The organism is Paenibacillus gorillae (assembly GCF_000513275.1).
In the GTDB taxonomy this organism is placed as follows: domain Bacteria; phylum Bacillota; class Bacilli; order Paenibacillales; family Paenibacillaceae; genus Pristimantibacillus; species Pristimantibacillus gorillae.
In genome coordinates this window covers 71,070-96,651 of the sequence record NZ_CBVJ010000093.1, presented here as the reverse complement: position 1 = coordinate 96,651, position 25,582 = coordinate 71,070, and the positions used below count along the sequence as shown (strand labels likewise).

The following is a 25,582-nucleotide window of genomic DNA, read 5'->3' as shown; positions in this document are numbered from 1 at the left end:
AAAGCAGCGGATTCATTTACCGCCTCTTGCAAGACTAGGCCTTTCTCTCCTTATATGGGTCCATGGATTAATACAACGAGATCGTCAAAGTGTCTTTTTCGTACAAGGAATGAAGCGTAGCCTCACTGCCGTTAATCTCGACGCTGATCAGCGAAAGAATACAGTTCTTCAGAGCGTTTTTCCCTGTTACAAGTTTGCGGGTAAGCACGTCCGCCAGCTTGTCTATCGCTTTTTTGTTCGTATCAGTCAGGTAGACAGGAATTGTTTTGTTATTGAACATAAGCATCGTTTTCATCATTGTTCCTCCACTCTATATTTGGAATTATGTTTTACGCCGACTGGCGCAGGATGGCATTAGAAACGGTTTTACTTCTATACGGACGTAATAGCAAAAAAGTTTCGGCAGCCTATGACAAACTTTATGTGATTGTGATTATTCAAATTGCAGTTTATCTGATTGTATTGTACACGATAAAGATTAATCATTTCTTAAAAATAAATTAGATTTTGGTTACAAAATGATGTCTAGGCCAGTCTTTGCCCTATTTTCTTGCCGATTTGGACGAATTGCACCTATTTTATTAGGAAGAGAACTGCTATCGGGCGCTGAATCGGGGCGTTATGAAGTTGAAATACCCCGGGTTGTCCGTCTTGAAACAGGCTGCGAATAATTTATTGTATTTGCTCAATAGGTATAACGATTGCTCGGCTTTGTATACTAATGAAGGTTGTTTCCCCAGCCCCTTGCCTTTATTTGCGGACAGCTGGAGCTATCCGGTTCGAAATATCCTTATTAAAATTAGGAAAAGACAAAATCGCATATAAAAAGAGTAATAAATCACCTATTTTTTGCAGGAATAGAGTTTTATAATGAAAGACGAAAGCAAAAACAAACAGATATTCAATCGAAGTAAGGAGTGTATATACGCATGGGTAAATTTCCAATCGGTCTGCAGTTGTATACGTTGCGCGATGCGACAAGCGAAGATTTCGAAGGAACGCTGCGCAAAGTAGCGGCATTGGGCTATCAAGGTGTTGAATTTGCAGGCTACGGTGATATCGAGGCAGAAAAAATGCGCGACCTGTTGCAAGAGCTTGGACTAACTGCGATCGGCAGCCATGTCGGTCTGCAACTGCTTGAGGAGCGGATCGATGAAGAAATCGCTTATCTGAAAACGATCGGCGCTAAGTATGCGAGCATTCCTTGGCTGACGGAAGACCAACGGAGCGCGGAAGCTTGGGCAACTCATTTCGTCAAATTCGAAGAGTATGGTAAGCGTTTCCGTGATGCCGGCATTCAATTGCTGTATCATAACCATGAATTCGAATTCGAAGTGTCAATTGACGGCCAATTCGTGTTTGACGCGTTGTATGAGCGCATTGGTTCCGATTTGCTGAAGGTTGAAATGGACATCGGCTGGGTTCAGTATGCAGGTCAGGACCCTCTCGAATATATCGCAAAATATGCGGGCAAACTGCCGCTTCTTCACTTGAAGGACTATCGTAAAGCAGAAACAGGCATTGATACGGTTGAGCTCGGCCGCGGTGAATTGCCGCTGCTGCCTATCATCGATAAAGCATCGGTATCCGGCGTAGAATGGATTATCGTGGAGCAGGACAACTGTGCGAATCCGCCGCTTGAAGCTGTAGCGGAAAGCATGCAGTGGCTGAAAGACAACTATCTGAGCAAATAATTTTAATTAAAGGGGCAGGGGAAAATTATGAGTAAAGTAAGAGTAGCGGTTATTGGCTGCGGTTCGATTTCGAAGCACCGTCACATTCCAGAGTATGTTTCCAATGAAAATGTTGAGCTTGTAGCATTCGTCGATCCTGTAATTGAACGGGCTCAAGGTTATGCCGAACAGCATGGCGGTAAAGCATTCGCCGATTATGAAACGATGCTGGCTGAAATTAAGCCGGATGCAGTAAGCGTATGTACGCCAAATGCAACTCACGCTGAAATTTCGATCGCAGCTGCAAAAGCTGGCGCGCATGTATTGGTTGAAAAACCGATGGCGTCGACGGACGAAGAAGCGGCAGCTATGATTGAAACGGCAGCAAGCAACGGTGTGAAGCTGATGGTCGGACATAACCAGCGTTTTATCCCTGCTCACGTAAAAGCGAAGCAAATTTTGAAATCCGGTGTTTTGGGCAAAGTGCTGACATTCAGAACTTCCTTCGGCCACCCGGGTCCGGACGGCTGGAGCATCGACGGTGCAGGCAGCTGGTTCTTCCGTAAAAATGAAGCGATCATGGGCGCTATGGGCGATCTTGGCGTGCACAAATCCGACCTGATCCGCTGGCTGCTTGATGACGAAGCGGCTGAAGTAGCGGCGTTCATTGCAACGTTGGACAAACCGGGCGATGTCGATGACAACGCATCCGTACTCGTTCGCATGAAGGGCGGCTCCATCGGTACTCTGGTTGCCAGCTGGACGTACTACAAGGGCGAAGACAACAGCACCGTTCTCTGGTGCGAGAAGGGCGTAATGAAGATCGGTACAGATCCGGAAGATCAAGTTATCGTCGAGCTGCGCAACGGAACGGTTGAGAAGCATAAAGTAGGCGCGATCTCCACGAACGAGAAGCAGCTTGCCAGCGGCGTAGTCGATGCTTTCGTCGATGCGATCGTGAACGACACTACGCCGGAAGTGACTGGCGAAGAAGGCCGTAAATCACTTGCTGTCATTTTGAGCGCATTTGAATCGCAAGCTTCAGGCAAATTTGTCGAAGTGAAGTAAATCGGTCATTATCTCTCATACCTGCGACGGAGCGAAAGTTCCATCGCAGGTATTATTTTTAATTTAGTATTATGTATTGTATAATAGTAATCAGTAGAGCATAGAGGGGCGATACGGATGAACGTGCAATTCAAGAAAGGCGTGCTTGAGGTATGTGTACTCGTTCTTGCCTCAAGCGAGGACAGGTACGGCTACGAGCTTGCGGTGAAAATATCGGAGAAATTCGAAGTAGCAGTCGGCAGCGTATATCCGCTGCTTAACAGACTGACGCAGGAAGGCTATTTCTCCACGTATTTGAAGGAATCAACAGAAGGACCCCCGCGCAAGTATTATCGGTTGACGGAGCAGGGCTGGCATCATATGCGCTTACTCATCAAGGAATGGTCCACTTTCACAAGTGCAGTAAATGAAATTATTGAGGAGGGAATGAGACTGTGAGCAGCATAACGAGAGAGAGTTATATGAAGGAACTGGAGAGCCTGCTGCAGAAAGTGCCGGAGCCGCTGCGCAAGGAATGGCTGTATGACTACTACATTCATTTTCAGCAGGCTTATGAGAACGGACAAACGGAGCAAGAGGCAGCGGCTGAGCTTGGAGATCCGCGATTGATTGCTAATGAACTGCTGCTCAGCTATCGTGTAGCCCAAGCCGAATCGAAAAACAGCGTCGGCAATTTGTCTAGAGCGGTATTTGCAACGGCAGGAATGGGATTGTTTAATTTAATATTTGTGCTAGGGCCGTATATCGGAGTAGCAGGGGTATTGTTCTCGTTATGGGGGACTACGGCAGCGTTGGCGCTGGCAGGTCTGGCTATCGTCATTGACAGTCAATGGAACGGCACCTTCTCCATCGGGCAAGCGGTGTCGCTCGGCCTTATCTGCTTATCGTTATCGATGTTGATGGGAGTTGGCGTGCTCAAGCTGACGAGAATGTTTACCGCAGCCACGTTGAAATATTTGCAATTCAATACGCGCGTTATCAGGGGGGCAGGCAAATGAGGAAATGGGTCGCCAGCGCATTAATTATTTTGGGAATAGGCATTATCGGCGTCCTTCTGACGTTTGACCGCGACGAAATGCTTAACTTCGGCACGGAGCTGTATTCGAAGAGTAAGACGATTGATGCCAGCTCAGCTAAAAATATCACGATCGAGTCAAAGTCCATTAACGTCAATATAGTGAGAGGGACACAGAAGGATGTCGTTGTCCGTCTAGAAGGCCGGGCAAGTGCGAAATACGCAGATCGCTTCCATATGGATGTTGAACAGACGGGCGATACACTGCACATTACAGGTGAGTATAAAGACGGGTTTACGTTCGGCTTCAATTACGAAAACATCAAGCTTATTGTTGAACTGCCGGAAAAGGCGTGGGGACAGTTCGAAGTGAAGTCCTCCAGCGGCAATATCCGCTTAGCGGACATTCAAGCGGATAAGCTCGAAATGGCGAGCAATTCTGGCAATGTTAAGGTAGAGGATTATACAGTTAAGCAGCTTGATTTTGCTATGGCGAGCGGCAATATTGTATTAGAAGATGGTACCGGCGAGATTAAAGGCGAGACGAGAAGCGGTAATGTTCATATTGATTCGGAACAAATCTTAAATCCAATTACACTGAAAGTTCTCAGCGGCAATGTCGTCATTTCGAGCGAGAACGAGCCTGAGTCTGCTAAGGTTCAGTTCCGTACGCATTCTGGCAACAGTAAGGTGAAATGGGATCAATTCAACACGGTGAATAGCAACGACGATGCAATGGATGGTGTTGTCGGCTCCGGCAGCGGCAATATCGTGATCGATGTTGAGACGCGCTCCGGCAATTTGCGGATTCAATAACAAACGAAGCAGCAAGAAATAAGCGGTTCCTTGGTCATCATGGATGATCGGGAATCGCTTTTTTTGTGATGAATGCCTGATATACATACGGAAAATGCTGAGCTTATGCGGTTGAATCGCATGAAAACGCATTCTGAACGGATTCTAATATTACTCTTATGCTATACGCTGCGTATAGCAAGATAGGATGTGATTCGTTCAAGCTAGGCGCAATAATAAGCTCGAATTATAAAAATGAGCGCATTCTCATAAAGGTGCTGAACTGCCTATTAAGCCTATGAAAACGCGCTTATTACCAGTTTTTGAGCCGTGAAACACCCTAGAGGCCATGTTACGATAGGTTGCGTCAGGAAGCACAGCAATCCACAATTTGCAAATCCATTGCAAAAAAAGCATACAACCTTGAGGAGGATGATTTACATGAAGATGCAAACATTACGAGTAGGTGTCGCGAGCTTAGCAGCAGCAGCTTTGATCAGCGTAGGGGTAACGGCTCCAACTGCAGGTGCAGCACCAGCTGTGAAGACAAACTCCAATGTTTTAACTCTTAACCAAGATCTTATTAATCAAATTGCTCAGCAATACGGTATTGATTTGAACAAAATTTCGTTCGGCGGCATCACAATCAAGCTTCCTATTAATATCGGCGATGTGAACGGCGGTACAGGCACAACGACGAAGCCGGGAACAGGCAACAGCGGTTCGGGTTCGACGACGAAGCCGGGAACAGGCAACAGCGGTTCGGGTTCGACGACGAAGCCGGGAACAGGCAATAGCGGTTCGGGTTCGACGACGAAGCCGGGAACAGGCAACAGCGGTTCGGGTTCGACAACGAAGCCGGGAACAGGCAACAGCGGTTCGGGTTCGACGACGAAGCCGGGAACAGGCAATAGCGGTTCGGGTTCGACAACTCAACCTGGCACAGGCAATAACGGCTCGGCCTCGATGTCCCAGTTCCAACAGCAAGTAGTCGATCTGGTTAACCAAGAACGTGCTAAAGCGGGATTATCCCCATTGGCCGTAGACAGCTTGTTGACTAAAGTTGCAACGGAAAAAGCAAGAGACATGGACGTTAACCATTACTTCAGCCATACGTCCCCAACTTACGGATCTCCATTTGATATGATGAAACAATTCGGCGTAACTTATTCCTATGCCGGTGAGAATATCGCTGCCGGTCAAAGAACGCCGCAAGAAGTAATGACAGCTTGGATGAACAGCCCGGGTCACCGTGCGAACATTTTGAACGCTAATTTCAAAAAAATCGGCGTTGGCTTTGTCAACAACCAATGGGTACAAGAGTTCACTGGCTAATTTAACTGAGCATGGGCGTCATGCTGAATGCATGACGCCTTTTCTTTTATACGACATATAAAGGTTTAGGGAATCCCCCCCGTACTTAAATACAAGTCTGGCCTTCATTCAGGCTGGACACAAGGAGGATGTTTGTTTTGAAAAAATCCGCCATTACAGCAGCAGTTCTAGGTTTATCCCTTATGCTAGCCGCAGCTCCGGCATTTGCAGCCACAGATGCAGCTCCAGCCTCGCATACAATTAAAGAGGGCGATACATTCTGGAAGCTGTCCCAGCAGTATAAAGTCAACTTCGAACAATTGGTGAAAGCCAATGAGAAGCTTGATCCGCAAAATCTGACGATCGGCTCTAAAGTGGTCATCTCCACCTCGGCAGAGAAGAAGGAGAGCAAGCCAAGCGCCAAATCCGATGCGTCAGCGAGCCGGAAGACAGTTCAAGCGCAATCGGTTACAGCCAGCAATGGCACTGTGCATGCTTTTAGCGACAAGCTGCAAGTAAAAGCGACGGCTTATAGTGCTGCTGCGTCCGAGAACGGCAAATGGGGAGCAGTCGATTACTTCGGCAATCCGTTGAAGGTTGGGACGATTGCAGTTGATCCGAATCTGATTCCGCTCGGAACGAAAGTATACGTCACTGGCTACAGTCATGATGGTCTGCCAAGCGGCGGTATGATTGCTACTGCTTCCGATATGGGCGGGGCGATTAAAGGAAATCGTATCGACATTTTTGTTCCAGGCAGCTCGACACAAGCCAGCACATTTGGTATTCAAGATGTGAATGTCTATATTTTAAAGTAGGCTGGAAAAATGAAAAAGGCGCGGAAGCTCTTGCTGAACTAGAGCCTCCGCGCTTTTTATTATTTTTGATTTTTGTAAGCAGGCTTGCCAAGCAGCTCGGGCAAGGTGACGAATTCATAGCCCTTTTGCCTGAGTGAGGAAATTAACCGCGGAAGCGCGTTGACGGTTCCTGACAGGTCCTGGCTTGATCCGCCTCCAGCATGCTGCAAAATAATGGAGCCAGGCTGAAGGGTTCTTCTTATGTTACGCAGCACCGTTTCCGTTGAAGGATTGTTTCGCCAGTCTACGGAATCGACATCCCAATTCACGACTACAAATTGGTTCTTCTTGGCCCAAGTAACTTGGGAAGGGAGAATTTCACCATATGGAGGCCGTATGTAGCGAGGATGATAGCCAATAATGCCATGTAAGATGGCATCTGTCCGGCCAATTTGTTTACGGAAGGCTTCATTCGATAGTTTGGACATCACCGCGTGGTTGTAGGAATGATTGCCGACGGCATGGCACTCGCGGCTCATCCGTCTTACAAGATCCGGTTTTTGTGCCGCTCTAGCGCCAACTACGAAGAAAGTGGCGCAAACATCGTACTTGGCTAATACATCCAACACCGCTGGCGTGAAACGGGAATCGGGCGCATCATCAAAGGTTAACGCGACTTTTTTCTTATTGCGGGGGCCATGGATTACAAATGTGCCGGGAAACTGTTTTTGCAGCTTGGTCCATGACATATCTGCTTTGCGTGTCTTCGATTTTACTTTCTTTTTTGTTTTTTCACCAGATGCTGTGTCGAACTTAGCTTGATAGGAGACGGAGGCTGCTGCGCTTCCGGGGTTCCATAATTGAATAGGAATGAGGATTGCCGCTGCCAATAGGACTACTCGCGAGTATTTCTTAAGGTTGGAAGCCCGACCCAACGCCATTGTGTGTATGTACCTCCCTTAATGAGCCTGCTTTCCTAAAGCAGCGCATCAGCTTATTGTCCGGCTATTGTTCCACCCTGCCCGTCTTTCATTCACAAAAGCAAAAGCAATAAGAAAGGCCATCGTCTAGGGAAGACGATGGCCTTTCTTGGGAGAAGCTTATTTCATCTTGAATACCTGGATTGTACGCTGCAGCTGTGTTGCCATTTGAAGCATGCGCTCAGTCTCAACGACAACATCCTGTACAGAGGAGATTTGTTCGTTCATCGACGCCGATACTTGCTCCGTTCCAGCAGCGGATTGCTGCGTAATCGAAGAAATATTTTGAATAGCGTCGGATATCTTTCTTGCGCTATCCAGCATCGCATCGCTTTCGTTTGCAAAAGCAGCAATTTGTTTCGTAATAAATTGTACGCTTTGTACAATCTCTACAAATACTTGCTCCGATTCGCGGATACGTTCGGTTTGCAGTTGTACGACCTCTTCATTGATTTTCATATTATCAATCGTATGTTTAATACCTTGGTCTATGCTCTTCACTAAATGGAATACTTGCTTGGTCGAAGACGTCGATTCCTCTGCAAGCTTGCGGACTTCTTGGGCCACGACCGCGAATCCACGGCCATGCTCGCCAGCCCGGGCCGCTTCAATAGAAGCATTCAAGGAGAGCAGGTTGGTCTGCTCCGCAATATCCGAGATCGTCTTCGTAATGGCGGAGATGCCTTGCGCCTTGCGCGCGAGTTCGGTAATGGTCTCCGATACGTTGGCTGTAGCTTCGACGTTCCGGCGCATTCCTTCGGCTTGCACTTCCAGCGCTTCTCGGCCTTTATCGACCAGTTGAAGCGTCAGCTCGGACCGTTCATTCATTTCCTTCGTAGATTGCGCATAGCCTGCAACCATCTTCTCAATCTCTACAATAGAGTCGCTCATATCGGAGACATCTTCGGAAATTTCATTAGCTCCGGTAGCAAGCTCATTGGAAGAGGCGGCCACTTGCTCCATCGCTTCTTTAATATGAGTGTTGCGCTCGAAGATGCTTCTGCTTGTCTCCGAGACATGTTTAGTAATGCTGGAGGTTTCGGTTAATATGTCGCGCAGTTTGTCGATCATGCTGTTGAAGGCATGGCCGAGTTCGCCTAATGCGGCATTGGACGTATCGATCTTTTGTGTAAAGTCGCCTTTTGAAATACGGAATGCGGTAGTGGACATTTCCTCATAAGCACCGCTTAAGGAGCGCTCAATGAAGGCGACGAGCGGATAAGCAGCTGCAGCCAGGATGACCGCAACGATTAATCCCGCAACTACAGATCCGCCGGTAAACGAAAGCACTAGGACCATAGCAATGGTGAACAGCGCCAAAGTAAAGTAAGTCGAAATCAATAGCTTATTACGTACCGATAACGAATAGTACCATTGGATCATTATGTAAGCGCTCCTTTTAATTTAATATCCATATTATAGCACCGGCATGTCGATTGGTCTATAAATGAATACCGTCAAATTTTCAAGAATAATGATGAATTCTGACGAGTAATGCTGTAAGACGATCACGTATTTTATCGAATTATGCAATTTTTATAATTTACTATATTGTAAATTAATTGAAGTGGACATATAATCATACTTGAGAACTAGTTGTAAACATACGGTTTAATTATAGAAAGGAGGAAAATAAGTATGAATATGGATGCTATGTCATTGGCAAGGCAAGTCGATTTCGTGTTTAAACAGCTGGAGGAAGAACTGGTGAATTCACCTGCGGGTACGGTGATGATACATATCCGCAACAATGCTATTGGCAAATTTGGCTTGCGAAACTAAACAAAACTATTGAGTTATAAATTGATAATCCCTAATCACAAGTTTAGGACGGAGACCTTGCCCAGCTTTTTGTCCTGGCGCAATATCGACAACCATGTGTTTGTAGGCGTTTTGAATAAATAGTTTTTTCGCTTTGTCATCAATTCCAGCCCAAGACTGTTTTAATAATTTCAGCTCTTCCATTACCTCTGATCTAAGCCATTTGGAACTTGAATTGGACTCTAGAGAATGTAACTCGGTTAGTAATTTATCTTCCTTCTCCTTATCCTCTGATAAATGCTCCCTTAACTCATCTAATGAAAGTAAGTCATTTGCAAATGCAAGCCTCCAATTTTTCTTGCGTTGTTCTAGTCGTGCTAACTGATTTTTTATTTCTTTGATTCGTCCTTCGTTATCTTGTTCTGTCAATGGTACCTGAGTCATATCGAATTTACTTAAATCAATGTGTTCCAAAAAAGCTTCGGTCACGCCATTTTCTCGAGTGTTTGGAAATGCGCAAGTTCCCTTTTCTATTTTATCACCGCAGCGATATGTCTTGTAAACTTTAGTCTTATGTTTGTAAGAAAAACCCTGCATATTAGCCCCGCACCAACCACAACGCAATACTGCTGAGAATACATGTTCTGAAGTGAAACTCTTTCCTCCTTTTTTTCTTCTCTTTATTTCAAATTGAACCCAATCAAATGTTTCTTGATCCTTGATAGCAGGGATGTCTGAATTAGTTAGTATAGGATTACCTGTAAGATGGTTGTTCTTGTCTACATACTTATATCTGTTTATACCCAGACAAATTGGATTTTGCAAAATATATTTTACCCCCGCTGAACTCCATTTAAGCAGATGACTCATTTCTGGATCGGCCAACATGATGTGCGCTATACCTTTGTAACCATTACCTTCACGATAAAGATCAAATACCTTATCATGAGCCTTAACTCCGATCGGGTCAATTGTATATTTGCCATCTATTACTTTGTATCCTAATGCACTCGGCCCACCGTTCCTCAACCCTTTAAGCGCCCTTTCCTCCATAACTTGCGATACGCGTTCGGAATTTGTTTCTCTTTCCAATTGCGCTAATGAAACAGATAGTTCAAGCTGAAACCTGCCGATCGCAGAAGTTGTGTCAATTTTCTCTGCGAGCGAGATGATGCCTACGTCATTTTTACCAAGCATATCAATAATATTGTGGAAGTCCTTAGATCTACGGGTGAACCTATCGAGACGTGTGAATAGTATTGCATCAAATGTACCTTTATGAGAGTCTATCAGCATTTTCTTTAATGCTGGACGTTTCATGTTCTTTGCACTATAACCATCATCAGTGTAAACAGCAGTTACTACGGCTCCGAGGCGTTTAGCTTCACGGCGCAGAACGGTTTCCTGTGATATAAGTGAATACCCCTCTTTTGCCTGCTCTTCCGTCGAAACTCTAATGTATAGTACTATCCGTAAAATCCCCGTACTTATCTCGTTCATATAACCACTCCTAATTGTCATATTTTTCAATTGTTACTTTCGACAAATTATGACAGCGTTTTACTTGAAGATACAATAGAATGGCTGTTAAGCATTACTTAACAATTTGCTCGAGGGAGAGTAGAATTTCTACTCGTTCCTGTTACTCCTTCTTTTCCCGATTTCTAAAATGTAAAAATCAGTAACCTTACAATCAAGGAGGTGTGCGGCATTAACAGCGAACTCAAGAGACATAAAAGCTTCACCATTAATAAGTTGCGTCACGAACGCTCTTGAACATTTAATTTTTCGAGCGAAGGCAGCTTGTTTCATACCTCGATTGTTCAGTATTTCGAGTAACAGGCATTCCCCGAGACGGAATGCCATAGGTATCTCCTTTCTATTGTCGTATAATGTCGCAAAATAATAAGAACAAATGTTCCTGTATCGTGTTATAATTTATGAACTGTCATGGGGAGGAGTTGTTAAATGAAAAAGCGCTTAGAAGCCATCATTTACTTATCAGATTGTGATCAACAAGAGTTAGAGAAAATCTACGCGAACCTAAAGCATGAGAACGCGCCTATATGTTTATTGGACTTACTTACTCAGATTTTAGCGTCCGCTCCATAATAGATAGCAGCAGCGCTAAATCATCATTGGAAACTTTCATGACCATTTCCAAAGCTTTTTTTCTTTCTTCAGATAAACCTGGCAAAGCATTGAAAATGTCTTCGGTGTTTTTTACTGGCTCATTAACAATTAACTGATCCCATTCAACACCGAAGACAGCTGCAAGTTGCTCCACTTTTTTCATTCTGGGTGTAGTTTTGCCCTGTTCCCAATAACCTATCGTAACCCCTGATACTCCAATTCGTTTGCCCAACGCCTCTTTGCTCAAGCCCATACGTTCTCGGTTCATTTTAATGTTTCCGGCAATAAAAACAGTTGACATTTTTGGTTACACCCTTCTTCTAAAAATTTCTATTTCCGATATTATCACATTGCTTCTAATAATGCCACTTTTTTTCTAATTTTTTATTAGGATAACACTAATTTTAGAGGTTGACATCTAATTTTAACTTAGGATATACTCCGATCAGGAGGTGAAACAATGATAAATTTTCCAGACAACAAGACGCGAACATTAGAAGAATGGAGAGCTGTCATGGGTTATTCGAAATCCTCAGTCGCCCGACATCTCGGAGTACATCCAAGTACCTATTCGCGAATTGAAGACCATCCAGAAAGTATGTCAATTGATACAGCCATGAGTTTGACAGAATTGTTTAAGTGTAATGTAAGACAGATTATTTTTTTAAGAAAAATCCTAATTTAAACTTAGATTTTACTGGTGCTAACACAGGAGGATGATAATGGAAAAAGAAAAAAAAGAGATCGCGGCCCACGAAGTTAAACCATTTTTCGTGCCAGATGAATGTCACAAGCAATTTAGTTATGCTTTGGGATTTCTGGCTGCTGACATCGCAAGAAGACCAAAAACAACTTCATTAGAAATAAAAACAGTTTCATAAAAACGAAACATCACTGATTGGAGGAGGGAAGGAATGAAATCAGAAGTGATTCGCCTTAAAGAAGGCGAGCAAATTAAAGTGGCTAAGAAGAAATTCGGATGTACGATTCACGGCCCGGCTATCGTGGTTGTATTAACAGAATATGAAGGGGCCATGACGCCTCCATTGTCGTGTCCTGAAGGCTGCTCTTTTGTGCCACTTGAGCCAGATGATAGGTTTTGCGGAATGTGCGGCTCGAAGCTCACTATTGAAAATGGACAAGCTGATTCGCTAGGCAGATATTTGCGTGTGGCTCGAGAAGCAGTAGGACTCACTCAATTGCAACTTGCTAATCTAGTTGGGATGACGGAAGCGAATGTTTCGAGTTACGAACGGGATAAAAGCATTCCGCCACTACACGTCCTGAGAAAGTTTTCGCCAATCTTCAATGTTTCCTATGTGGACCTGATGCTCAAAGTAGGCTACCTACTAGAAACTGACTTGTCTTCAGTAAACCCAGCAGCACCAACTGAATAATTACAGGAGGGTTGGACATGAACCAACTTAAAATCGTAAACCAGAACAATCAATTGCTGGTAGATAGCCGCGAAGTAGCGGAGATGACTGGCAAGCAACACAAGGATCTGCTTCGGGATATTCGCAATTATAACGATGTTTTACTCAGCGCAAATTTGCGCTCAGTGGATTTCTTCATCGGAAGTACCTACCAGGACAATACCGGACGAACATTGCCAGCATTCTTACTCACTCGCAAAGGCTGCGACATGGTAGCGAATAAGATGACCGGAGAGAAAGGCGTTTTATTCACAGCAGCGTACGTCACTGAGTTTGAACGGATGGAAAGGGCTATCAACGATCCATATGCCTCGCTCAGCCCAGAACTCCGCGCAGTCCTTGTAATGGATACCAAGGTGCAGCAATTGGAATCCCGCATCGAGGAAGTCGACAGCAAGATCGAAACGCAGATCAGATTGAACCAAGGTGAGCAGCGGCGCATGCAAAAAGCTGTATCAAGTCGCATTTACAAGTTTTCGGCTGATAGAGAAGAGCGCGGCAAGATGTTCCAGGAACTCTATCGCGAGATTAAGGACCGTTGGGGTGTTCCGAGTTACCGGGACGTGTCGCAGAAGGACATGCAGGACGTTATCCGTTACATTGACGCTTGGTTCCCTAAAAAGGTGACAGCATGACAAAGCCAAAATTCGAGGATCACGAAAGGCTCATCCATTTTGTGCTGAACCGGCGGTTCCCGCGGCTGAAATACTGCGGCATCCACACTCGGGAGGATTTGTACCAAGTCGGCTGTATCGGATTACTGAAAGCTATCGAGGTGTTCGATGAGTCCCGAGGGACGAAGTTCTCTACGATGGCGGTCATCAATATAACTGGGGAGATTCGTAATTTCCTGCGGGACAATCATTTCATTAACTTTCAACGCCGGCCGCTCCAATTGTCATTGTATATCAAACGCAAACACCTAGACGACAAATCAGTTGATGAACTAGCTAGCATGTTAAACGTTAGCCAATCGATGGCTGAGAGAGCGGTAGCAATAATGGGCGTTGCTGTAGTGTCTACAGATCGTCCGGTAGGCCAGTTTGATAATCGGAGTTTGGCAGATTTGATGCCAGTGTTTGAGGACCACAGCGCAGTAGAGGTCGAATCATTCTTGAACAGTTTGCCAGCAAATGAACGTGTGACGATTATTGGGAGAATGGCAGGCCGAAGCCAGTGGGCAATTGCCGATGCGCTAGGGGTAAGTCAAACATCAATAGGTCGTTACCTAAAAAGAGCAGCGAGAAGATACCTTGAATTTGTTGGGGGAGGTGAGACAAATGAATGTAACCGGTCAAGTATGGCTTGAGCTGACGAAGGCGCAGCGTATTTCCCGTTTGGAAACTGCTGCTAATAACAATGCCAAGAAAATGAAAAAGACTATCGCAGGGTAGGAGCTGCAATAGCTTACGCATCAAAAAATAAGTTGCCGTCAGTATAGCACATGCTGCGCGGTTTGAAAACAGGAGGAATTATTTTGCATATCAAACGAATCGAAATTAAGAACTGGCTGGGCATTAAGGAACTGCTTTTTAGCCCAGGGAAAATAAATAAAGTATCTGGTGATTCAGGAACCGGTAAGACGAGCCTTGTGGAAGGGTTGGAGAAGCTTTTCACGAATAAAAACCGCCGGACAGAGGTAATCCGGCACGATGCGGACGAGGCAGAATTGTTCGTGGAGCTTGACGACGGTCTGCAGACGACTCGCAAGGTTCGCGCCGAGAAAGCGGACTACCTGAAGGTTAAGCATGATAGCAAGGCAGTGGCTAGCACTGAAGCGTTCCTGCGGCAGCTTATTAACGGCGAAATCTTCCGGCCGATTGAGTTTGTGCAACGTTCTGCCAAAGAACAAACCGAAATCATTCTGAACATGCTGCAGATCGGCTGGACCATAGATGACATTAAAACGTGGTTCGGAGAAGTGCCGGAAGCGGATTACCAACTCCACATCCTGCAAATCCTCAAGCAGATCGAGAACGTGTACTATGCGGAGCGCGAGAGCATTAACCGCGAAATCAACCTGTTGCGGGCAAATATCGAAGGTATCAAACGAGACCTGCCAGCCAACTACGATGGCGAGGAATGGCGCGGTGTGAATCTGCAGGCTCTTTATAAGCAACTTTCCGACGCTGAGGAATCCAATAAGCGGCTGGCAGAAGCACAGACACTTGTAGATGGATTGTCCTTGCGTATCGACGACATCAAACAGCGGGCAGCGAACAAGGCTGAAGAGAAGCGCCTAGAATACAAACGTCAACGCGACAATTTGACGGCTCAAGTTACCCGTCTGGAAGAGTTCATTCAACGCGATCAGGCAGTTATTGACGATTCCGACCGTCGTTTAGTGGAGTCTGCCGCGCAGCTTGATAATGATTTAGAACAGGCGATTGAACGTTTGAGGCTGCAATTCCAAGCTAAGAAGCAGGCTGCTCGGGAGGAAATCCAACAGGCATCGGAACAATCCCGTGTATTCATTTCGGAGTACAGGGAGCAGATTGCGGAAAAACGGGCAACGTTGGGCAATGTGGACGAGCACGAACGCAAGGACCTGGAGAAAATCACAGATCATGAAACCAGCCTGATTGCGACGGAAAAGGACAAAACTGGCAATGCGCAGGAAGTCGCCGCGGACACGGTGTTAATCGATACAGTGCCATTGAAGGAATCGGCCGACAACGCTGTTGCAATGAAAGAATACCTTCGCGAATGGGAACGTATGCGAGAGATTATCCGCGAGAAGTTGGCGCCGAAAGAAGAACGCAGCGCGGAGCTGACGCAGAAGATCCAAAAGGCGCGTGAACTGCCAAAAGAACTTCTCAAGACAGCGGCGCTGCCAGTTGCGGGGCTATCAGTTGACGATCAAGGGAGAATCCGCATTAACGGAACACTTATTGATGGGCTTTCTGAAGGAGAGGCGCTTGAATTTGCCTTTATGTTGGCGAAGGAACAGGCTGGTGAATTGAAAGTTATTTGCGTCGATGGCTGGCAGAACCTCGGCAGCCGGCAGCAGGAAATCATTGAATCGGCTAAACATGATGACTATCAGTACTTCGTCCTGGAAACAGTCGAAGGCGAACCGCTGAAAATTGAAAATATGGAGGGGTAACAATGTCAAACGATGTTCAGTTCATTGAACCGCTGGAGGCATTGTTGGAGGCAAAGCATGACGCTTTGCCCTCCGGTTTCAATGCGGTCCGGTTCGTTCAAAACTGCAAAGCTTATTTGCCTGAGGTACGAAATTTCGAAAGGTTTAACCCGGATGAGATTGCGCTGCAATTCTTAAAAGGCGCGATTCTAGGACTCGATTTCCTAGCGAAAGAATGCCACGTCATTACAGAAGGCAGCGCAGCTCGGTTTCAAACAGATTATAAAGGCGAGATGAAACTTGCGATGAAACATAGCGTTCGGCCGTTGCTCAACATTTACGCCAAGAACGTTAGGGAAGGCGACGTTTTCCGTGAATCTGTTGTGGAAGGGCGACCGGTTGTTTCCTTCGACCCACTGCCTTTTAACAATAGCAAAATCATCGGTAGTTTCGCGGTCGCCCAGTTTAATGATGGCGGTATGGATTACGAGTCAATGTCCTCGACCGAGATTGAGTCGATCCGCACACACTACGGCAAGAATCCTGGCAGCGACACATGGGAAAAGAGCCAAGGCGAGATGTACAAACGGACTGCATTGCGGCGGTTGTGCAAAACGATTGAGATTGACTTTGACGCGGAACAGCGTCTTGCCTTCGACGCTGGCAGCAGCTTCGAGTTTAATCGGGAACCTCGACCGCAACAGCAAAGCCCGCTGAATCTGGAAAGCGAGGTGCTGACGGATGAAGTTGAACAAGGATAATTACTTTTCACTTGAAGCAAATCGCCATTACATGTCCGTCAGTCAGTTTAAAGGCTTCCTACCATCGTATGAGGGTTGTGAAGCTCGCAGTATGGCTGAATTGTCAGGAGAATACGAACGCCCAAACAAGGGGGCTTTCGACGAAGGTCATTACATCCATGCTTGGAATGAAGGGACGCTTGCTGATTACAAAGCGGATCATCCAGAAATTTATAGCAGCCAAGGACCGACAAAAGGACAACTGAAGTCGAATTACAAACATTTGAACAAAATGATCGATGTTTTAATGAATGATCCACTGGTTATGAAAGTGCTTGCCGGACAAAAAGAAGTGATTATTACGGCCGAGCTGTTCGGGATCAAGTGGAAAATCATGATCGACAGTTATCAACCAAGCGTTGGATTGTTCGCGGATTTGAAGGCTTTAAAGGACATTGATGGCAAATGGTGGTCGAATGATGCAAAAGCTTATGAAAATTTCATTGATCATTACGGATATGCCTTGCAGATGGCTGTGTACGCTGAGATTGAGAAACGTAAGACAGGCCGTGAGGAATGGTTGTTGCCTCACATAGTAATTGTCACGAAGCAAGATCCTCCAGACCATGAAAGCATCTATTTTGACTATGATGCCATAGAAGCCGGGCTACAGATCGTCCGCAACAACATTGAACGGGTGAAGGCTGTGAAGTCGGGGGCGGCAGAGCCGGTCCGCTGTGAACGGTGCGATTACTGCCGGGCGACGAAGAAGCTGAAGCATATCAAGCATTACGGCGAGCTGGCGGTGTACTAATGCCTGTTGGTGATTTTAACCCAGCCTATAAGCCTAAGCATAAGCGAGGCGGACTCACACAAAAGCAAATGGGTGATATAAGCACCAAAGTGGACAAGCAACTTAAGGAGCGATCACACAACGTCTGCGAGGTCAGGAAACGCTGTGTTGGCGCTCCAGCTGCTGAGAGGGCTCATACTATCGGACGGAGGCTCATTGCTCATCCTACGACCGTGGACGACCTGTTTCACGCCTGCAAGCTCTGCCACCTTTGGCTGGATGAGGATCCAGAGGGCATCCGGTTTAAACGGTACGTTCGGGATATAGGTACTACACAATATTTACGAGAGAGAGGTAAAAATGCCGACTCACACACAAAAGCAAACATTTTATTCGATTAGTATAAACGGTGTGTTTCACGATGTGACTGGCAGAAAGCGCACTAAATCGGGATATGTAACTTTGTGCGTTAAGTCTCACCCATTTGCAGGTAAGGACGGTTATGTTTTTGAACATCGGATTATCATGGAACAAATATTGGATCGTTACCTCGACAAAGATGAAATTGTCCACCATAAGAACGGAAAAAAGCATGATAATCGGTTTGGAAACTTAGAAGTCATGAAACATAGCGATCACACTATCTTACACAATACCGGCGCAACTAGAAGTATTGAAACTAGAAGACTAATATCTCTAAAAATGAAAGAACGTCTCGCTGATAAATTTAAACACCATTCTTACAAAAATATTGATAAACAACATCTAATGCGATTGCTGGAGGAATACGGGCCAACTAAAACTTCTTCAATTCTAAATGTAACGAGAAAGACCATCTATAACAAAATCAAGGAATTTAAATTAGAGGAGTGGTACGAAGGTGTTAAACAGAACAATCTTAATCGGAAGACTTACTGCCGATCCTAATTTACGCTACACGCCTGCTGGAGTAGCAACGACATCCTTCACACTGGCGGTTGACCGTCCGTTTACGAGCGGCGACGGTAATCGAGAGGCTGACTTTATCCCCGTGGTGACCTGGAGGCAGCTAGCTGAAGCATGTGCCAACTATCTTGCTAAAGGTCGCCTGTGCGCCGTAGAGGGCCGCATACAGACCCGCAACTACCAGAACGGCGAAGGCAAGCGTGTGTATGTCACTGAGGTCATAGCGGACAATGTGCGCTTCCTAGAACGCAGCCGGAGTGAGGGCGGTCAGTCTAGCGAATCATCCGGCAACAGCCGCGACCCGTTCACAGACGATGGCAGGCCAATTGATATTTCAGAAGACGACCTTCCGTTTTAATCAAATATAACCTAAGGAGATGTATGAATAATGGATCTTAATGTAATGGTGAACAATGCTTTGGCGGAAATGTCTCAGTCCGGATTCGTAGAGCAAGCAATTAAAAAGACACTGGAAAAGACAGTAACGTCAGTTGTTGACGACCTTATCGGCGGGTACCGCAGCGATTTCAAAACCTCGCTGGAAAACCATGTTAAAGAAAACTTGAATGTCAACATGGACAAACTCAATCTGTCCGGATATAACGTGCTGCTCCTCAATTCTGTTCAAGAGATCCTTGACGAGCAAATTCAAACAGAGGGCATTGCGAGAGTCAGAGAAGAACTGACTAAATTGTTCTCTCCATTAGAAAAGAAGGAATGGAAACTGTCGGAAATCATCGAGAAGATGAAAGAAGAGGAAAATGATGACGGAGACAAAAACGGCGACTATATTTCGTTTCATTGCGACGACTCCTTCACCTATGGAATTCATGTATATTTTGATCCTGAAAGCGACAAATCGAATTACCGCTGCAAGTACAACTTCTACCTTTCGAGAGAAAAAGAAGAGCCGACATTGTGCAAACTCAGCACATTGAAAATTGATGATAAAGAACTGGACAACAAGAAAATTCTGAACGGACTATACGGCTTTGATAAGTTCCTCTTCCAGCTCTATGCCACTGGCGCGACTATCGTTGCTGATTGTAAAGACGTCGAAGAGTACTATGATTGCAACGATTAAATGATCGAAAAACCATTAACCCAATCCAGTGTCGGCGAACGAATATGGATGCTTGCTGGCGAAGATATGGACGAATTCAAACGGGAGGTACAGCGCTATTTTGCGCTGGCCTACCCGGGCTTTACTCCAGTCAAATACAACTTTGAGCGGCGCATTATATGGCTGCGAGACGACAGATAAGAGGGAGGGGGACTAGTGGCAAAGGAAGCTTTCTACTTCTCGCATGACAGCAACGCTAGGCACGATCCTAATATCAAACAAATGCGGGCTGTCTATAATCTGGAAGGTTATGCATGGTATTGGGTACTCATTGAAATGATGCGCGATGAAGACGGGTTCAAATTAAGCATGCAAGGTAAATACATTTGGAATGCATATGCATCTGAGTTGCAATGCAATGCAGAAATTGCAGAAGCATTTGTAAGAGATTGCATTAACGAATTTAAACTTTTTGAGTCTGACGGGCACTACTTTTGGAGCCGATCTTTGCTGAGAAGGATGGAAAAGCGAACTAAAGTGAGCGAAAAACGTTCAGAGGCAGCAAATAAGCGATGGGCGAAAAGTGGCGCCGTTACTGAGGTTTCCGATTCTGCCGATACAACAGCATTGCAAATGCATGAGGGTGACGATGCAAATGCAAGCAAAAACGATGCATTAAAGGAAAGTAAAGTAAAAGAAAGTAAAAGAAATAAAAAAGAAAATAAAGATAATACCTTCTCCGCTTACACGTCGAATACGGAGTTGTCTGACACTCTGGAATCTTTTATTGAATTCAGAAAGAAAATTAAAAAGCCGATGACGGAACGAGCCATTACTTTGCTGCTTAATGAACTGAATAAGCTGGCATCGAATGACGATGACAAGATTGCTATTTTGAATCAATCTATTTTGAACAGTTGGCAAGGAATATTCGCGTTAAAAGAAAAGACAGAAATGAAGTTTGGTAGATACAACAGCCCGCAAAAACCTAGCTTGTCAATCGTGACCGGCGGGAATGACGATCCTCATACCATCCCACCAGAGAAACTGGAAGAGATGCGGAGGCTTGCTCGGAAGTTGGACGGTGAGGATTTACCGTTTTAGGAGGACACAATGAAAATCGCCAAAGGAGTACAAGAGGTCTGGGACAGCTTCGAATGGCTGATACGCGAAAAGCTGGAGGGCCTTGATCATTTGACTAGGCAGATGTATACGGAAATGCAATTAGCGAGCGGCCGTAATTCAAAGGATGTCCGTGCAAGCATTGAATACCTGTTCGCAGACCTTTGGGAAAACGTAGCTGCAGTAGAGGAGATGGGAAAGAATGACTGACACGATCGAGCAAATAAAAGAGGCGTTGAAAAACGCTGAAATTGGACCGTGGGCTAAGATTACAAACACTGCCACTGGGAAAATGGAGATATGGCAGTCGATTGACAATGGTAGCATTGCTGAAATCCACGGAACTGACGAGGTCGCAGCGGCTAACGCTTACCTAATCGTCAACACTCCAACATGGATGGCCTTTCTGCTGGGAAAATTGGAGACGGCAAATAAGATCATCGACGCAAAATTCGTATTCTTCAACGATGGACAAAACGAACGGCGTTGGTACGAGCAAGAACGGATAATCGAGCTTGAAAAAGAGCACACCGCCATGAAGAGAGCGCTGGAATGGATTAATGACTATCGCGAAATGCTTCCCGCCAACGTGGAAACCTATCAACTAGCAGAGGCGTTCTTGTCGGTAGAAGACAAGGCAGTTTATGTCCTCTCGACTCTATCCAACAAGGAGGATGCTTCTGGCAATGGACAACCATCTTGAGGAAGCTATGTATGGCATTGTAGGAACAACCGACTGCCACAAAGTCGGTATATGGGGAGGCTGCGGGCTTGATTGCTGGGTGTATCTAGAAAGGCGTTGCCCTGAGCCTGTAGAGATTCTTGAGAACAAAGTCGAGACTGATGAAGATAGAGAGCTTCATGAACGCTTGTATGGAGGAGGAACCGGAATGAATTATACAGAGATTGAGAAGCTGCAGCCTGGGAAAGAGTTGAACGAACTGATTGCAGTAAAAGTATTAGGTCTGACGCTAGAAGAAGGTCGCGGTATATACGCCAAAACGAGCCACCACTTGCTCAGATTGGTAGGGCTATCAGAAGAGGAAATAAACAAGCCAAACTTAGTTATTAGGGATGTTGCCGATTTGCTTCAACAGCGAGAAATACCAAAATACTCTACCACATGGGAAGGAATGCGACTGGTGGTAGACGAGATGCTCAAGCGCGGAGCTGAGATCAACATAGGCTTTTACGAGGATTGGGATTGCAGCATTGATTACAAGGGGACTAATTACAGGTCTGTATCAGAACATGCCCCGTATGCTGTATGTAAGGCTGCGCTCCTGATGTTGAATAGCGAGGTGAGTTCAAGTGAGTGAAGCATTAAAAGACGGTCCAGTACTCTTTTATAACAAAGGCGGTATGTTGTACCCCGTAGCATTGGATCAGGAAAGCCAACAAATACTCGAAATCACATGCAGACTTTTTTCTCCTTTGACAATAGTCGCAGATCGCCCGCAGGGCAAAGCAATCAACCTGTTGGAACGGCCGGACGTATCCACAATCAACGAGCATGACAAGAAGTTGGCTGCTGTTATAGCTGAGACTCCGGGGGTGGGGGATTGAGAGAGATCATATTTCGAGGAAAACAAACTAATAACGGCGGTTGGGTGTACGGATTCTATCTTTACATGTTCGAGATAGGATACAACACACAAGGTTTATGTGACGTTCCGCCAAGATGTCACTACATTTTCACAAACAGTGGTGCTTATTTTGAAGTAGATCCCAAAACAATCAGTCAATACACGGAAGTAAATGATTGTGAAGGTGAACACATATATGGGGGCGATATTGTTAAAAACGAAAACGATGTGGGTGTAGTCAATTATGAAGAAGGGAAATATCGCATCGATTGGCTTCCCCCAGTTACATGGCAAATTAGTTATACCCTTTATGGTAATCACGACTCATGTGAGGTCATCGGAAACATCCATGAAAACCCTGAACTGTTGGAGGTGGGGGGGTGATCGAATTCACAGTATACGGCGAACCAATAGCGCAGGGAAGGCCGAGGTTTTCAACTGTTGGAGGATTTGTGAGAGCTTACGACCCTAAGAAGTCGAGTGATTATAAAGATTACATTCGACTAGCAGCCGTGGAGCATAAGCCGGCTGAGTTGATCACTGGACCGATAGCAATGAAATTGATTGTTTATCGGCCGATACCAAAGAGTTTCAGCAAGAAGAAGGCGCAGGAAGCTGAGGATGGCACTATTTACCCCGTGACGAAGCCTGACGGAGATAATTACCAAAAAGGCGTCAAAGACGCTCTGACGGGCATCCTGTGGCGTGACGATAGCCAAATAGTAGATGCTAGAGTGTTGAAACGATATAGTTTCAATCCCCGAATCGAAATAGCAGTGAAAGAATTATAGGCGGAACAGCATCCGGCTAAGGGATTCGCATTGTCGTCAAACAGAACGTGTGTTCCAGATTGGAGGTCGTTATGGGTAATTTGGATATGAGAAAAGCCACACAATCGCAGCTCCGAGAGATCGCGTACAACGACGACGAAGCCCATTGGATATACAAGGCAGCAGCAATGGCGGAACTGATGCGGCTAGATAACCCACAGCGGTACGGACACCATCAAATCAAAATAAGGGCGGTGTACAAATGAGAGGCAGCAAGATAAAGGTTTGGCAGCTTACTCCCGAACAAGTCGCTAACTATGTGCCTGGTATGGATCTGGGAAGGCCGGACAGATTCGAGGAACCGCCACCGTCTACGCTCAAAATAATGGACGAGGACGGCGACGAGCGGCGGCGCCGGGCGGTGAGAAACCGGTTGAACGGCAAAATTGTTTTGACAGAAGAATTGTACAAGCGCCACCGCGGGCAATTCATGACTGATCGGGAGATTGCAGAGCGCTACGAAATTACACCCAAGACGCTTACTGGATACAAATCAGTCTGGCGAAAGAAACGTCATGGATAAGCTCACAGTGACGCAGCAGAAGGTGCTGGAGTACATCGAAAGCCACATCGTTGCAAATGGATATCCACCTACTGTGCGGGAGATCGCTGAGGCTTTAGGGTATCAATCCTCAGCAACGCCACATGGGATTCTGGATCGTCTGGTAGTTAAGGGGTATGTGGAACGGCAGCCAGATAAACCGAGGGCGATAAGGGTCGTTAGTCATGTATCAAAATGAATATTAAGAGACATGGGAGGAATTAAAGTGCCAAATCATATTACTAATGTTATTACCATTCAAGCCCCTGAGGGCCGAAGCGTTAAAGACGTTATCGACTTTGTTTCATCGGAGGATCAATCCTTTGATTTTAATAAGCTCATACCTATGCCGCAGGAAGAAATTGATTCAATTGGGACGCCTGGTATTTCGCCGCTATGGTATAGATGGAGCAATCATAATTGGGGAACGAAATGGAATGCATACGAAATTAGCATAAACGAAAATGTCATTAAATTTGATACAGCATGGGCGTCACCAATTCCAATTTTCAAAGCACTCAGCAAACAATTCCCTGAATTTGTCTTCGACATCAAATATGCCGACGAAGACTATGGCTATAACTTCGGACACTTTAAATTCGATTCAGTTGGGATTCTTGATCATTCATTGCCTGACAGTGGTACACCTGAAGCTCGTAAATGGATATTTGAAAATGTAGTAGACAGACCGGACTATTACGACGAGAACGGGAACTATATCGAAGAAGAAGAGTGAATAGGGAGGGACATAGGGCATGAAGGAAATGGAAACTCTGCTTAAAGTGCGTGCAGAATTTGCAAAAGTTAAATTAAATGAGGACATGCCGCAACAAAAGAAAGATGAACGTTATGGTGCGTTCATGACGGAGTTGGAGCGTTTTTATAAAATTCCTATTTTCCGCGATGAAGCTTTTGAAATTGCGAACCCTGATTTGATGCGTATTTACCGTCAGATATCTGATGAGAGGCTTACTTTGTTTGAGGACTAATGTGAATAATCAAATACATGAGGGGTGAGAAATTGAACAAGAAACGACAGGAAATATGGAACAAATCAGGCGGAAAGTGTTGGTACTGCGGATGTGTACTTGCGGACAAATGGCATGCGGATCACTTTGAGCCGTTGGGTAGGCTTCCAAATGCCATATCCTATAACTATGAAGATACTGAATACGCATTAATAAGAACAAAGGTCGAAACAAAAAGGGTGCCATTGAATCCTGAACGAGATCACATCGACAACCTCGTCCCAGCTTGTCCAAGTTGCAACCTAATGAAGGGTATGAGCAGCGTCGAGGGGTTCAGGGAAATCATCTATCGATTCATCGAAAGTTTAAATTCGTATTCGAATCAGTACAAGTTTGCCAAGAAGTATGGATTGATCGTGGAATCGCAAGAGCCGGTCGTGTTCTGGTTCGAGCGGCAGAACGCAGGCTGAATAATCAAATACATGGGAGGGATTGCCGTGCGAGAATACCGGGGGAAAAGGAAAGACAATGGTGAGTGGGTGGAAGGTTGGTATCATGAGTTAGATCATGGCGAACACCTTGGCAAGGCATTCATTATGCCTTCACATGCATCGGCATTGTACTCATACGAGGTCGATCCCGTCACAGTAGGACAAAACACTGGACTCAAGGATAAGAACGGTGTTGAGATATTTGAGGGGGACATTGTCAAAGTAAAAATCCAAGGTGGATATAGTCAACATTTCGCAGATATCGAGCGCATTAAAGCGGTTGAGTACAATGAACAAAAAGCATGCTGGAAACCATTTGATGTGTGTCATATGTGGAAGGATGAGGACGGCACACCCAAGGCGATTGAAGTCACTGGAAACATCCACGATAATCTGGAACTTCTGGACGGGAAGGTTTGAATATTGAATGACTTAGGAGAGTAGCA

General features: G+C 45.5%; 38 protein-coding genes and 1 pseudogene. 33 read left to right on the top strand and 6 right to left on the bottom strand.

Annotated features, from left to right (window positions below):
- Window positions 1–67 precede the first annotated feature (67 nt).
- Window positions 68–295, bottom strand: a complete 228-nt coding sequence (locus tag TY10_RS16315) for a hypothetical protein (protein WP_042165606.1) — start codon at window positions 293–295, stop codon at window positions 68–70.
- A 634-nt stretch (window positions 296–929) separates the two neighbouring features.
- On the opposite strand from TY10_RS16315, the gene TY10_RS16310 reads away from it, so the two are divergent.
- From TY10_RS16310 to TY10_RS16280, 7 genes are all read left to right on the top strand, one after another.
- Entirely contained in the window at window positions 930–1,694 is a 765-nt protein-coding gene (locus TY10_RS16310) for a sugar phosphate isomerase/epimerase family protein (RefSeq protein WP_042165603.1), read from the top strand.
- A 27-nt stretch (window positions 1,695–1,721) separates the two neighbouring features.
- A complete protein-coding gene (locus tag TY10_RS16305) occupies window positions 1,722–2,741 on the top strand; it encodes a Gfo/Idh/MocA family protein (RefSeq protein WP_042165601.1) in 1,020 nt (339 codons plus the stop codon).
- Between the two features lie 117 nt (window positions 2,742–2,858).
- The gene (locus tag TY10_RS16300; RefSeq protein ID WP_042165599.1) at window positions 2,859–3,179 is read left to right on the top strand and encodes a PadR family transcriptional regulator; all 321 of its coding nucleotides are present in this window, start codon (window positions 2,859–2,861) and stop codon (window positions 3,177–3,179) included.
- Window positions 3,176–3,739 carry an HAAS signaling domain-containing protein gene (locus TY10_RS16295; RefSeq protein WP_052350587.1) on the top strand — a complete coding sequence of 188 codons (564 nt, stop codon included), beginning with the start codon at window positions 3,176–3,178 and terminating at the stop codon, window positions 3,737–3,739. Before TY10_RS16300 ends, TY10_RS16295 begins: the two co-directional genes overlap by 4 nt.
- Entirely contained in the window at window positions 3,736–4,572 is an 837-nt protein-coding gene (locus TY10_RS16290) for a DUF4097 family beta strand repeat-containing protein (RefSeq protein ID WP_042165597.1), read from the top strand. Before TY10_RS16295 ends, TY10_RS16290 begins: the two co-directional genes overlap by 4 nt.
- 420 nt (window positions 4,573–4,992) lie before the next feature.
- Window positions 4,993–5,886, top strand: coding sequence for a CAP domain-containing protein (locus TY10_RS16285; RefSeq protein WP_042165595.1), 894 nt, complete (start codon window positions 4,993–4,995; stop codon window positions 5,884–5,886).
- A 128-nt stretch (window positions 5,887–6,014) separates the two neighbouring features.
- A complete protein-coding gene (locus TY10_RS16280) occupies window positions 6,015–6,683 on the top strand; it encodes a 3D domain-containing protein (protein WP_042165593.1) in 669 nt (222 codons plus the stop codon).
- Window positions 6,684–6,742: 59 nt separating this feature from the next.
- On the opposite strand, the gene TY10_RS16275 is transcribed toward TY10_RS16280, so the two are convergent.
- On the bottom strand, window positions 6,743–7,603 hold the full coding sequence (locus tag TY10_RS16275; protein ID WP_042165591.1) for a polysaccharide deacetylase family protein: 861 nt from the start codon (window positions 7,601–7,603) through the stop codon (window positions 6,743–6,745).
- 159 nt (window positions 7,604–7,762) lie between these two features.
- A complete protein-coding gene (locus tag TY10_RS16270; RefSeq protein WP_042165812.1) occupies window positions 7,763–9,022 on the bottom strand; it encodes a methyl-accepting chemotaxis protein in 1,260 nt (419 codons plus the stop codon).
- Window positions 9,023–9,280: 258 nt separating this feature from the next.
- Here TY10_RS16270 and TY10_RS30505 point away from each other — a divergent pair.
- Window positions 9,281–9,421 (top strand): annotated as a pseudogene (locus TY10_RS30505) (O-methyltransferase); the annotation flags it as partial.
- Between the two features lie 9 nt (window positions 9,422–9,430).
- Here TY10_RS30505 and TY10_RS28970 read toward each other — a convergent pair.
- The 3 genes from TY10_RS28970 to TY10_RS16250 all read right to left on the bottom strand — a co-directional run bounded on the left by TY10_RS28970 (window position 9,431) and on the right by TY10_RS16250 (window position 11,837).
- Complete coding sequence (locus TY10_RS28970) at window positions 9,431–10,903, bottom strand: recombinase family protein (RefSeq protein ID WP_052350586.1); 1,473 nt, start codon at window positions 10,901–10,903, stop codon at window positions 9,431–9,433.
- Between the two features lie 129 nt (window positions 10,904–11,032).
- Window positions 11,033–11,269, bottom strand: coding sequence for a helix-turn-helix transcriptional regulator (locus tag TY10_RS32580; RefSeq protein ID WP_042165589.1), 237 nt, complete (start codon window positions 11,267–11,269; stop codon window positions 11,033–11,035).
- Between the two features lie 217 nt (window positions 11,270–11,486).
- Window positions 11,487–11,837, bottom strand: coding sequence for a helix-turn-helix transcriptional regulator (locus TY10_RS16250; protein ID WP_042165587.1), 351 nt, complete (start codon window positions 11,835–11,837; stop codon window positions 11,487–11,489).
- Window positions 11,838–11,996: 159 nt separating this feature from the next.
- On the opposite strand from TY10_RS16250, the gene TY10_RS32675 reads away from it, so the two are divergent.
- The 25 genes from TY10_RS32675 to TY10_RS28945 all read left to right on the top strand — a co-directional run bounded on the left by TY10_RS32675 (window position 11,997) and on the right by TY10_RS28945 (window position 25,556).
- Window positions 11,997–12,221, top strand: a complete 225-nt coding sequence (locus TY10_RS32675) for a helix-turn-helix domain-containing protein (protein ID WP_042165586.1) — start codon at window positions 11,997–11,999, stop codon at window positions 12,219–12,221.
- Window positions 12,222–12,258: 37 nt separating this feature from the next.
- The gene (locus tag TY10_RS30500; protein WP_155985904.1) at window positions 12,259–12,417 is read left to right on the top strand and encodes a hypothetical protein; all 159 of its coding nucleotides are present in this window, start codon (window positions 12,259–12,261) and stop codon (window positions 12,415–12,417) included.
- A 33-nt stretch (window positions 12,418–12,450) separates the two neighbouring features.
- Window positions 12,451–12,933 carry a helix-turn-helix domain-containing protein gene (locus TY10_RS28965; protein WP_052350585.1) on the top strand — a complete coding sequence of 161 codons (483 nt, stop codon included), beginning with the start codon at window positions 12,451–12,453 and terminating at the stop codon, window positions 12,931–12,933.
- A gap of 17 nt (window positions 12,934–12,950) precedes the next feature.
- Window positions 12,951–13,607, top strand: coding sequence for a Rha family transcriptional regulator (locus tag TY10_RS16235; protein WP_042165585.1), 657 nt, complete (start codon window positions 12,951–12,953; stop codon window positions 13,605–13,607).
- Entirely contained in the window at window positions 13,604–14,281 is a 678-nt protein-coding gene (locus TY10_RS16230) for a sigma factor (protein ID WP_042165584.1), read from the top strand. Before TY10_RS16235 ends, TY10_RS16230 begins: the two co-directional genes overlap by 4 nt.
- Window positions 14,282–14,449: 168 nt before the next feature.
- The gene (locus tag TY10_RS16225; RefSeq protein ID WP_052350584.1) at window positions 14,450–16,078 is read left to right on the top strand and encodes an AAA family ATPase; all 1,629 of its coding nucleotides are present in this window, start codon (window positions 14,450–14,452) and stop codon (window positions 16,076–16,078) included.
- Between the two features lie 2 nt (window positions 16,079–16,080).
- Entirely contained in the window at window positions 16,081–16,818 is a 738-nt protein-coding gene (locus TY10_RS16220) for a RecT family recombinase (RefSeq protein WP_042165582.1), read from the top strand.
- Complete coding sequence (locus tag TY10_RS16215; protein ID WP_042165581.1) at window positions 16,799–17,611, top strand: PD-(D/E)XK nuclease-like domain-containing protein; 813 nt, start codon at window positions 16,799–16,801, stop codon at window positions 17,609–17,611. Before TY10_RS16220 ends, TY10_RS16215 begins: the two co-directional genes overlap by 20 nt.
- A gap of 339 nt (window positions 17,612–17,950) precedes the next feature.
- Window positions 17,951–18,517, top strand: coding sequence for an HNH endonuclease (locus TY10_RS32575; RefSeq protein ID WP_052350583.1), 567 nt, complete (start codon window positions 17,951–17,953; stop codon window positions 18,515–18,517).
- Entirely contained in the window at window positions 18,471–18,893 is a 423-nt protein-coding gene (gene ssb / locus TY10_RS16200) for a single-stranded DNA-binding protein (RefSeq protein ID WP_042165577.1), read from the top strand. Before TY10_RS32575 ends, ssb begins: the two co-directional genes overlap by 47 nt.
- 30 nt (window positions 18,894–18,923) lie before the next feature.
- Window positions 18,924–19,619 (top strand): hypothetical protein, encoded by a 696-nt coding sequence (locus TY10_RS16195; protein ID WP_042165575.1) that lies wholly within the window; start codon window positions 18,924–18,926, stop codon window positions 19,617–19,619.
- The gene (locus TY10_RS16190) at window positions 19,620–19,799 is read left to right on the top strand and encodes a hypothetical protein (protein WP_042165573.1); all 180 of its coding nucleotides are present in this window, start codon (window positions 19,620–19,622) and stop codon (window positions 19,797–19,799) included.
- A 15-nt stretch (window positions 19,800–19,814) separates the two neighbouring features.
- A complete protein-coding gene (locus tag TY10_RS28955) occupies window positions 19,815–20,702 on the top strand; it encodes a DUF4373 domain-containing protein (RefSeq protein ID WP_052350582.1) in 888 nt (295 codons plus the stop codon).
- 9 nt (window positions 20,703–20,711) lie between these two features.
- Window positions 20,712–20,930, top strand: a complete 219-nt coding sequence (locus TY10_RS16180; protein WP_042165569.1) for a hypothetical protein — start codon at window positions 20,712–20,714, stop codon at window positions 20,928–20,930.
- Window positions 20,923–21,423: a hypothetical protein gene (locus TY10_RS16175; protein ID WP_042165566.1), complete on the top strand. Its 501-nt coding sequence runs from the start codon at window positions 20,923–20,925 to the stop codon at window positions 21,421–21,423. Before TY10_RS16180 ends, TY10_RS16175 begins: the two co-directional genes overlap by 8 nt.
- Window positions 21,407–22,039, top strand: coding sequence for a BC1872 family protein (locus tag TY10_RS16170; RefSeq protein ID WP_042165563.1), 633 nt, complete (start codon window positions 21,407–21,409; stop codon window positions 22,037–22,039). The genes TY10_RS16175 and TY10_RS16170 overlap by 17 nt, the downstream gene beginning before the upstream one ends.
- Window positions 22,032–22,286, top strand: coding sequence for a hypothetical protein (locus TY10_RS16165; RefSeq protein ID WP_042165561.1), 255 nt, complete (start codon window positions 22,032–22,034; stop codon window positions 22,284–22,286). The genes TY10_RS16170 and TY10_RS16165 overlap by 8 nt, the downstream gene beginning before the upstream one ends.
- A complete protein-coding gene (locus tag TY10_RS16160) occupies window positions 22,283–22,690 on the top strand; it encodes a YopX family protein (RefSeq protein ID WP_042165558.1) in 408 nt (135 codons plus the stop codon). The genes TY10_RS16165 and TY10_RS16160 overlap by 4 nt, the downstream gene beginning before the upstream one ends.
- Window positions 22,687–23,097: a RusA family crossover junction endodeoxyribonuclease gene (locus TY10_RS16155; protein ID WP_042165555.1), complete on the top strand. Its 411-nt coding sequence runs from the start codon at window positions 22,687–22,689 to the stop codon at window positions 23,095–23,097. The genes TY10_RS16160 and TY10_RS16155 overlap by 4 nt, the downstream gene beginning before the upstream one ends.
- Before the next feature lie 241 nt (window positions 23,098–23,338).
- Window positions 23,339–23,659 (top strand): hypothetical protein, encoded by a 321-nt coding sequence (locus TY10_RS16150; RefSeq protein WP_042165552.1) that lies wholly within the window; start codon window positions 23,339–23,341, stop codon window positions 23,657–23,659.
- On the top strand, window positions 23,652–23,876 hold the full coding sequence (locus TY10_RS32570) for a LexA family protein (RefSeq protein WP_052350581.1): 225 nt from the start codon (window positions 23,652–23,654) through the stop codon (window positions 23,874–23,876). The genes TY10_RS16150 and TY10_RS32570 overlap by 8 nt, the downstream gene beginning before the upstream one ends.
- A 27-nt stretch (window positions 23,877–23,903) precedes the next feature.
- Window positions 23,904–24,413 carry a DUF1281 family ferredoxin-like fold protein gene (locus TY10_RS28950; protein ID WP_052350580.1) on the top strand — a complete coding sequence of 170 codons (510 nt, stop codon included), beginning with the start codon at window positions 23,904–23,906 and terminating at the stop codon, window positions 24,411–24,413.
- Between the two features lie 19 nt (window positions 24,414–24,432).
- A complete protein-coding gene (locus TY10_RS16135; protein ID WP_042165550.1) occupies window positions 24,433–24,666 on the top strand; it encodes a hypothetical protein in 234 nt (77 codons plus the stop codon).
- 293 nt (window positions 24,667–24,959) lie between these two features.
- A complete protein-coding gene (locus tag TY10_RS31040; protein WP_202903196.1) occupies window positions 24,960–25,115 on the top strand; it encodes a hypothetical protein in 156 nt (51 codons plus the stop codon).
- 27 nt (window positions 25,116–25,142) lie between these two features.
- Window positions 25,143–25,556 (top strand): YopX family protein, encoded by a 414-nt coding sequence (locus TY10_RS28945; protein WP_052350578.1) that lies wholly within the window; start codon window positions 25,143–25,145, stop codon window positions 25,554–25,556.
- The last annotated feature ends 26 nt before the right edge of the window (window positions 25,557–25,582 follow it).

Excerpts from the sequence above, each read along its gene's own strand:
- TY10_RS16315 (WP_042165606.1), bottom strand. The coding sequence starts at position 295 with ATGAAAACGATGCTTATGTTCAATAACAAAACAATTCCTGTCTACCTG.
- TY10_RS16310 (WP_042165603.1), top strand. The coding sequence starts at position 930 with ATGGGTAAATTTCCAATCGGTCTGCAGTTGTATACGTTGCGCGATGCG.
- TY10_RS16305 (WP_042165601.1), top strand. The coding sequence starts at position 1,722 with ATGAGTAAAGTAAGAGTAGCGGTTATTGGCTGCGGTTCGATTTCGAAG.
- TY10_RS16300 (WP_042165599.1), top strand. The coding sequence starts at position 2,859 with ATGAACGTGCAATTCAAGAAAGGCGTGCTTGAGGTATGTGTACTCGTT.
- TY10_RS16290 (WP_042165597.1), top strand. The coding sequence starts at position 3,736 with ATGAGGAAATGGGTCGCCAGCGCATTAATTATTTTGGGAATAGGCATT.
- TY10_RS16285 (WP_042165595.1), top strand. The coding sequence starts at position 4,993 with ATGAAGATGCAAACATTACGAGTAGGTGTCGCGAGCTTAGCAGCAGCA.
- TY10_RS16280 (WP_042165593.1), top strand. The coding sequence starts at position 6,015 with ATGTTTGTTTTGAAAAAATCCGCCATTACAGCAGCAGTTCTAGGTTTA.
- TY10_RS16275 (WP_042165591.1), bottom strand. The coding sequence starts at position 7,603 with ATGGCGTTGGGTCGGGCTTCCAACCTTAAGAAATACTCGCGAGTAGTC.
- TY10_RS28970 (WP_052350586.1), bottom strand. The coding sequence starts at position 10,903 with ATGAACGAGATAAGTACGGGGATTTTACGGATAGTACTATACATTAGA.
- TY10_RS32580 (WP_042165589.1), bottom strand. The coding sequence starts at position 11,269 with ATGGCATTCCGTCTCGGGGAATGCCTGTTACTCGAAATACTGAACAAT.
- TY10_RS16250 (WP_042165587.1), bottom strand. The coding sequence starts at position 11,837 with ATGTCAACTGTTTTTATTGCCGGAAACATTAAAATGAACCGAGAACGT.
- TY10_RS32675 (WP_042165586.1), top strand. The coding sequence starts at position 11,997 with ATGATAAATTTTCCAGACAACAAGACGCGAACATTAGAAGAATGGAGA.
- TY10_RS30500 (WP_155985904.1), top strand. The coding sequence starts at position 12,259 with ATGGAAAAAGAAAAAAAAGAGATCGCGGCCCACGAAGTTAAACCATTT.
- TY10_RS28965 (WP_052350585.1), top strand. The coding sequence starts at position 12,451 with ATGAAATCAGAAGTGATTCGCCTTAAAGAAGGCGAGCAAATTAAAGTG.
- TY10_RS16235 (WP_042165585.1), top strand. The coding sequence starts at position 12,951 with ATGAACCAACTTAAAATCGTAAACCAGAACAATCAATTGCTGGTAGAT.
- TY10_RS16230 (WP_042165584.1), top strand. The coding sequence starts at position 13,604 with ATGACAAAGCCAAAATTCGAGGATCACGAAAGGCTCATCCATTTTGTG.
- TY10_RS16220 (WP_042165582.1), top strand. The coding sequence starts at position 16,081 with ATGTCAAACGATGTTCAGTTCATTGAACCGCTGGAGGCATTGTTGGAG.
- TY10_RS16215 (WP_042165581.1), top strand. The coding sequence starts at position 16,799 with ATGAAGTTGAACAAGGATAATTACTTTTCACTTGAAGCAAATCGCCAT.
- TY10_RS32575 (WP_052350583.1), top strand. The coding sequence starts at position 17,951 with ATGCCGACTCACACACAAAAGCAAACATTTTATTCGATTAGTATAAAC.
- TY10_RS16195 (WP_042165575.1), top strand. The coding sequence starts at position 18,924 with ATGGATCTTAATGTAATGGTGAACAATGCTTTGGCGGAAATGTCTCAG.
- TY10_RS16190 (WP_042165573.1), top strand. The coding sequence starts at position 19,620 with ATGATCGAAAAACCATTAACCCAATCCAGTGTCGGCGAACGAATATGG.
- TY10_RS16180 (WP_042165569.1), top strand. The coding sequence starts at position 20,712 with ATGAAAATCGCCAAAGGAGTACAAGAGGTCTGGGACAGCTTCGAATGG.
- TY10_RS16175 (WP_042165566.1), top strand. The coding sequence starts at position 20,923 with ATGACTGACACGATCGAGCAAATAAAAGAGGCGTTGAAAAACGCTGAA.
- TY10_RS16170 (WP_042165563.1), top strand. The coding sequence starts at position 21,407 with ATGGACAACCATCTTGAGGAAGCTATGTATGGCATTGTAGGAACAACC.
- TY10_RS16150 (WP_042165552.1), top strand. The coding sequence starts at position 23,339 with ATGAGAGGCAGCAAGATAAAGGTTTGGCAGCTTACTCCCGAACAAGTC.
- TY10_RS32570 (WP_052350581.1), top strand. The coding sequence starts at position 23,652 with ATGGATAAGCTCACAGTGACGCAGCAGAAGGTGCTGGAGTACATCGAA.
- TY10_RS16135 (WP_042165550.1), top strand. The coding sequence starts at position 24,433 with ATGAAGGAAATGGAAACTCTGCTTAAAGTGCGTGCAGAATTTGCAAAA.
- TY10_RS31040 (WP_202903196.1), top strand. The coding sequence starts at position 24,960 with ATGAGCAGCGTCGAGGGGTTCAGGGAAATCATCTATCGATTCATCGAA.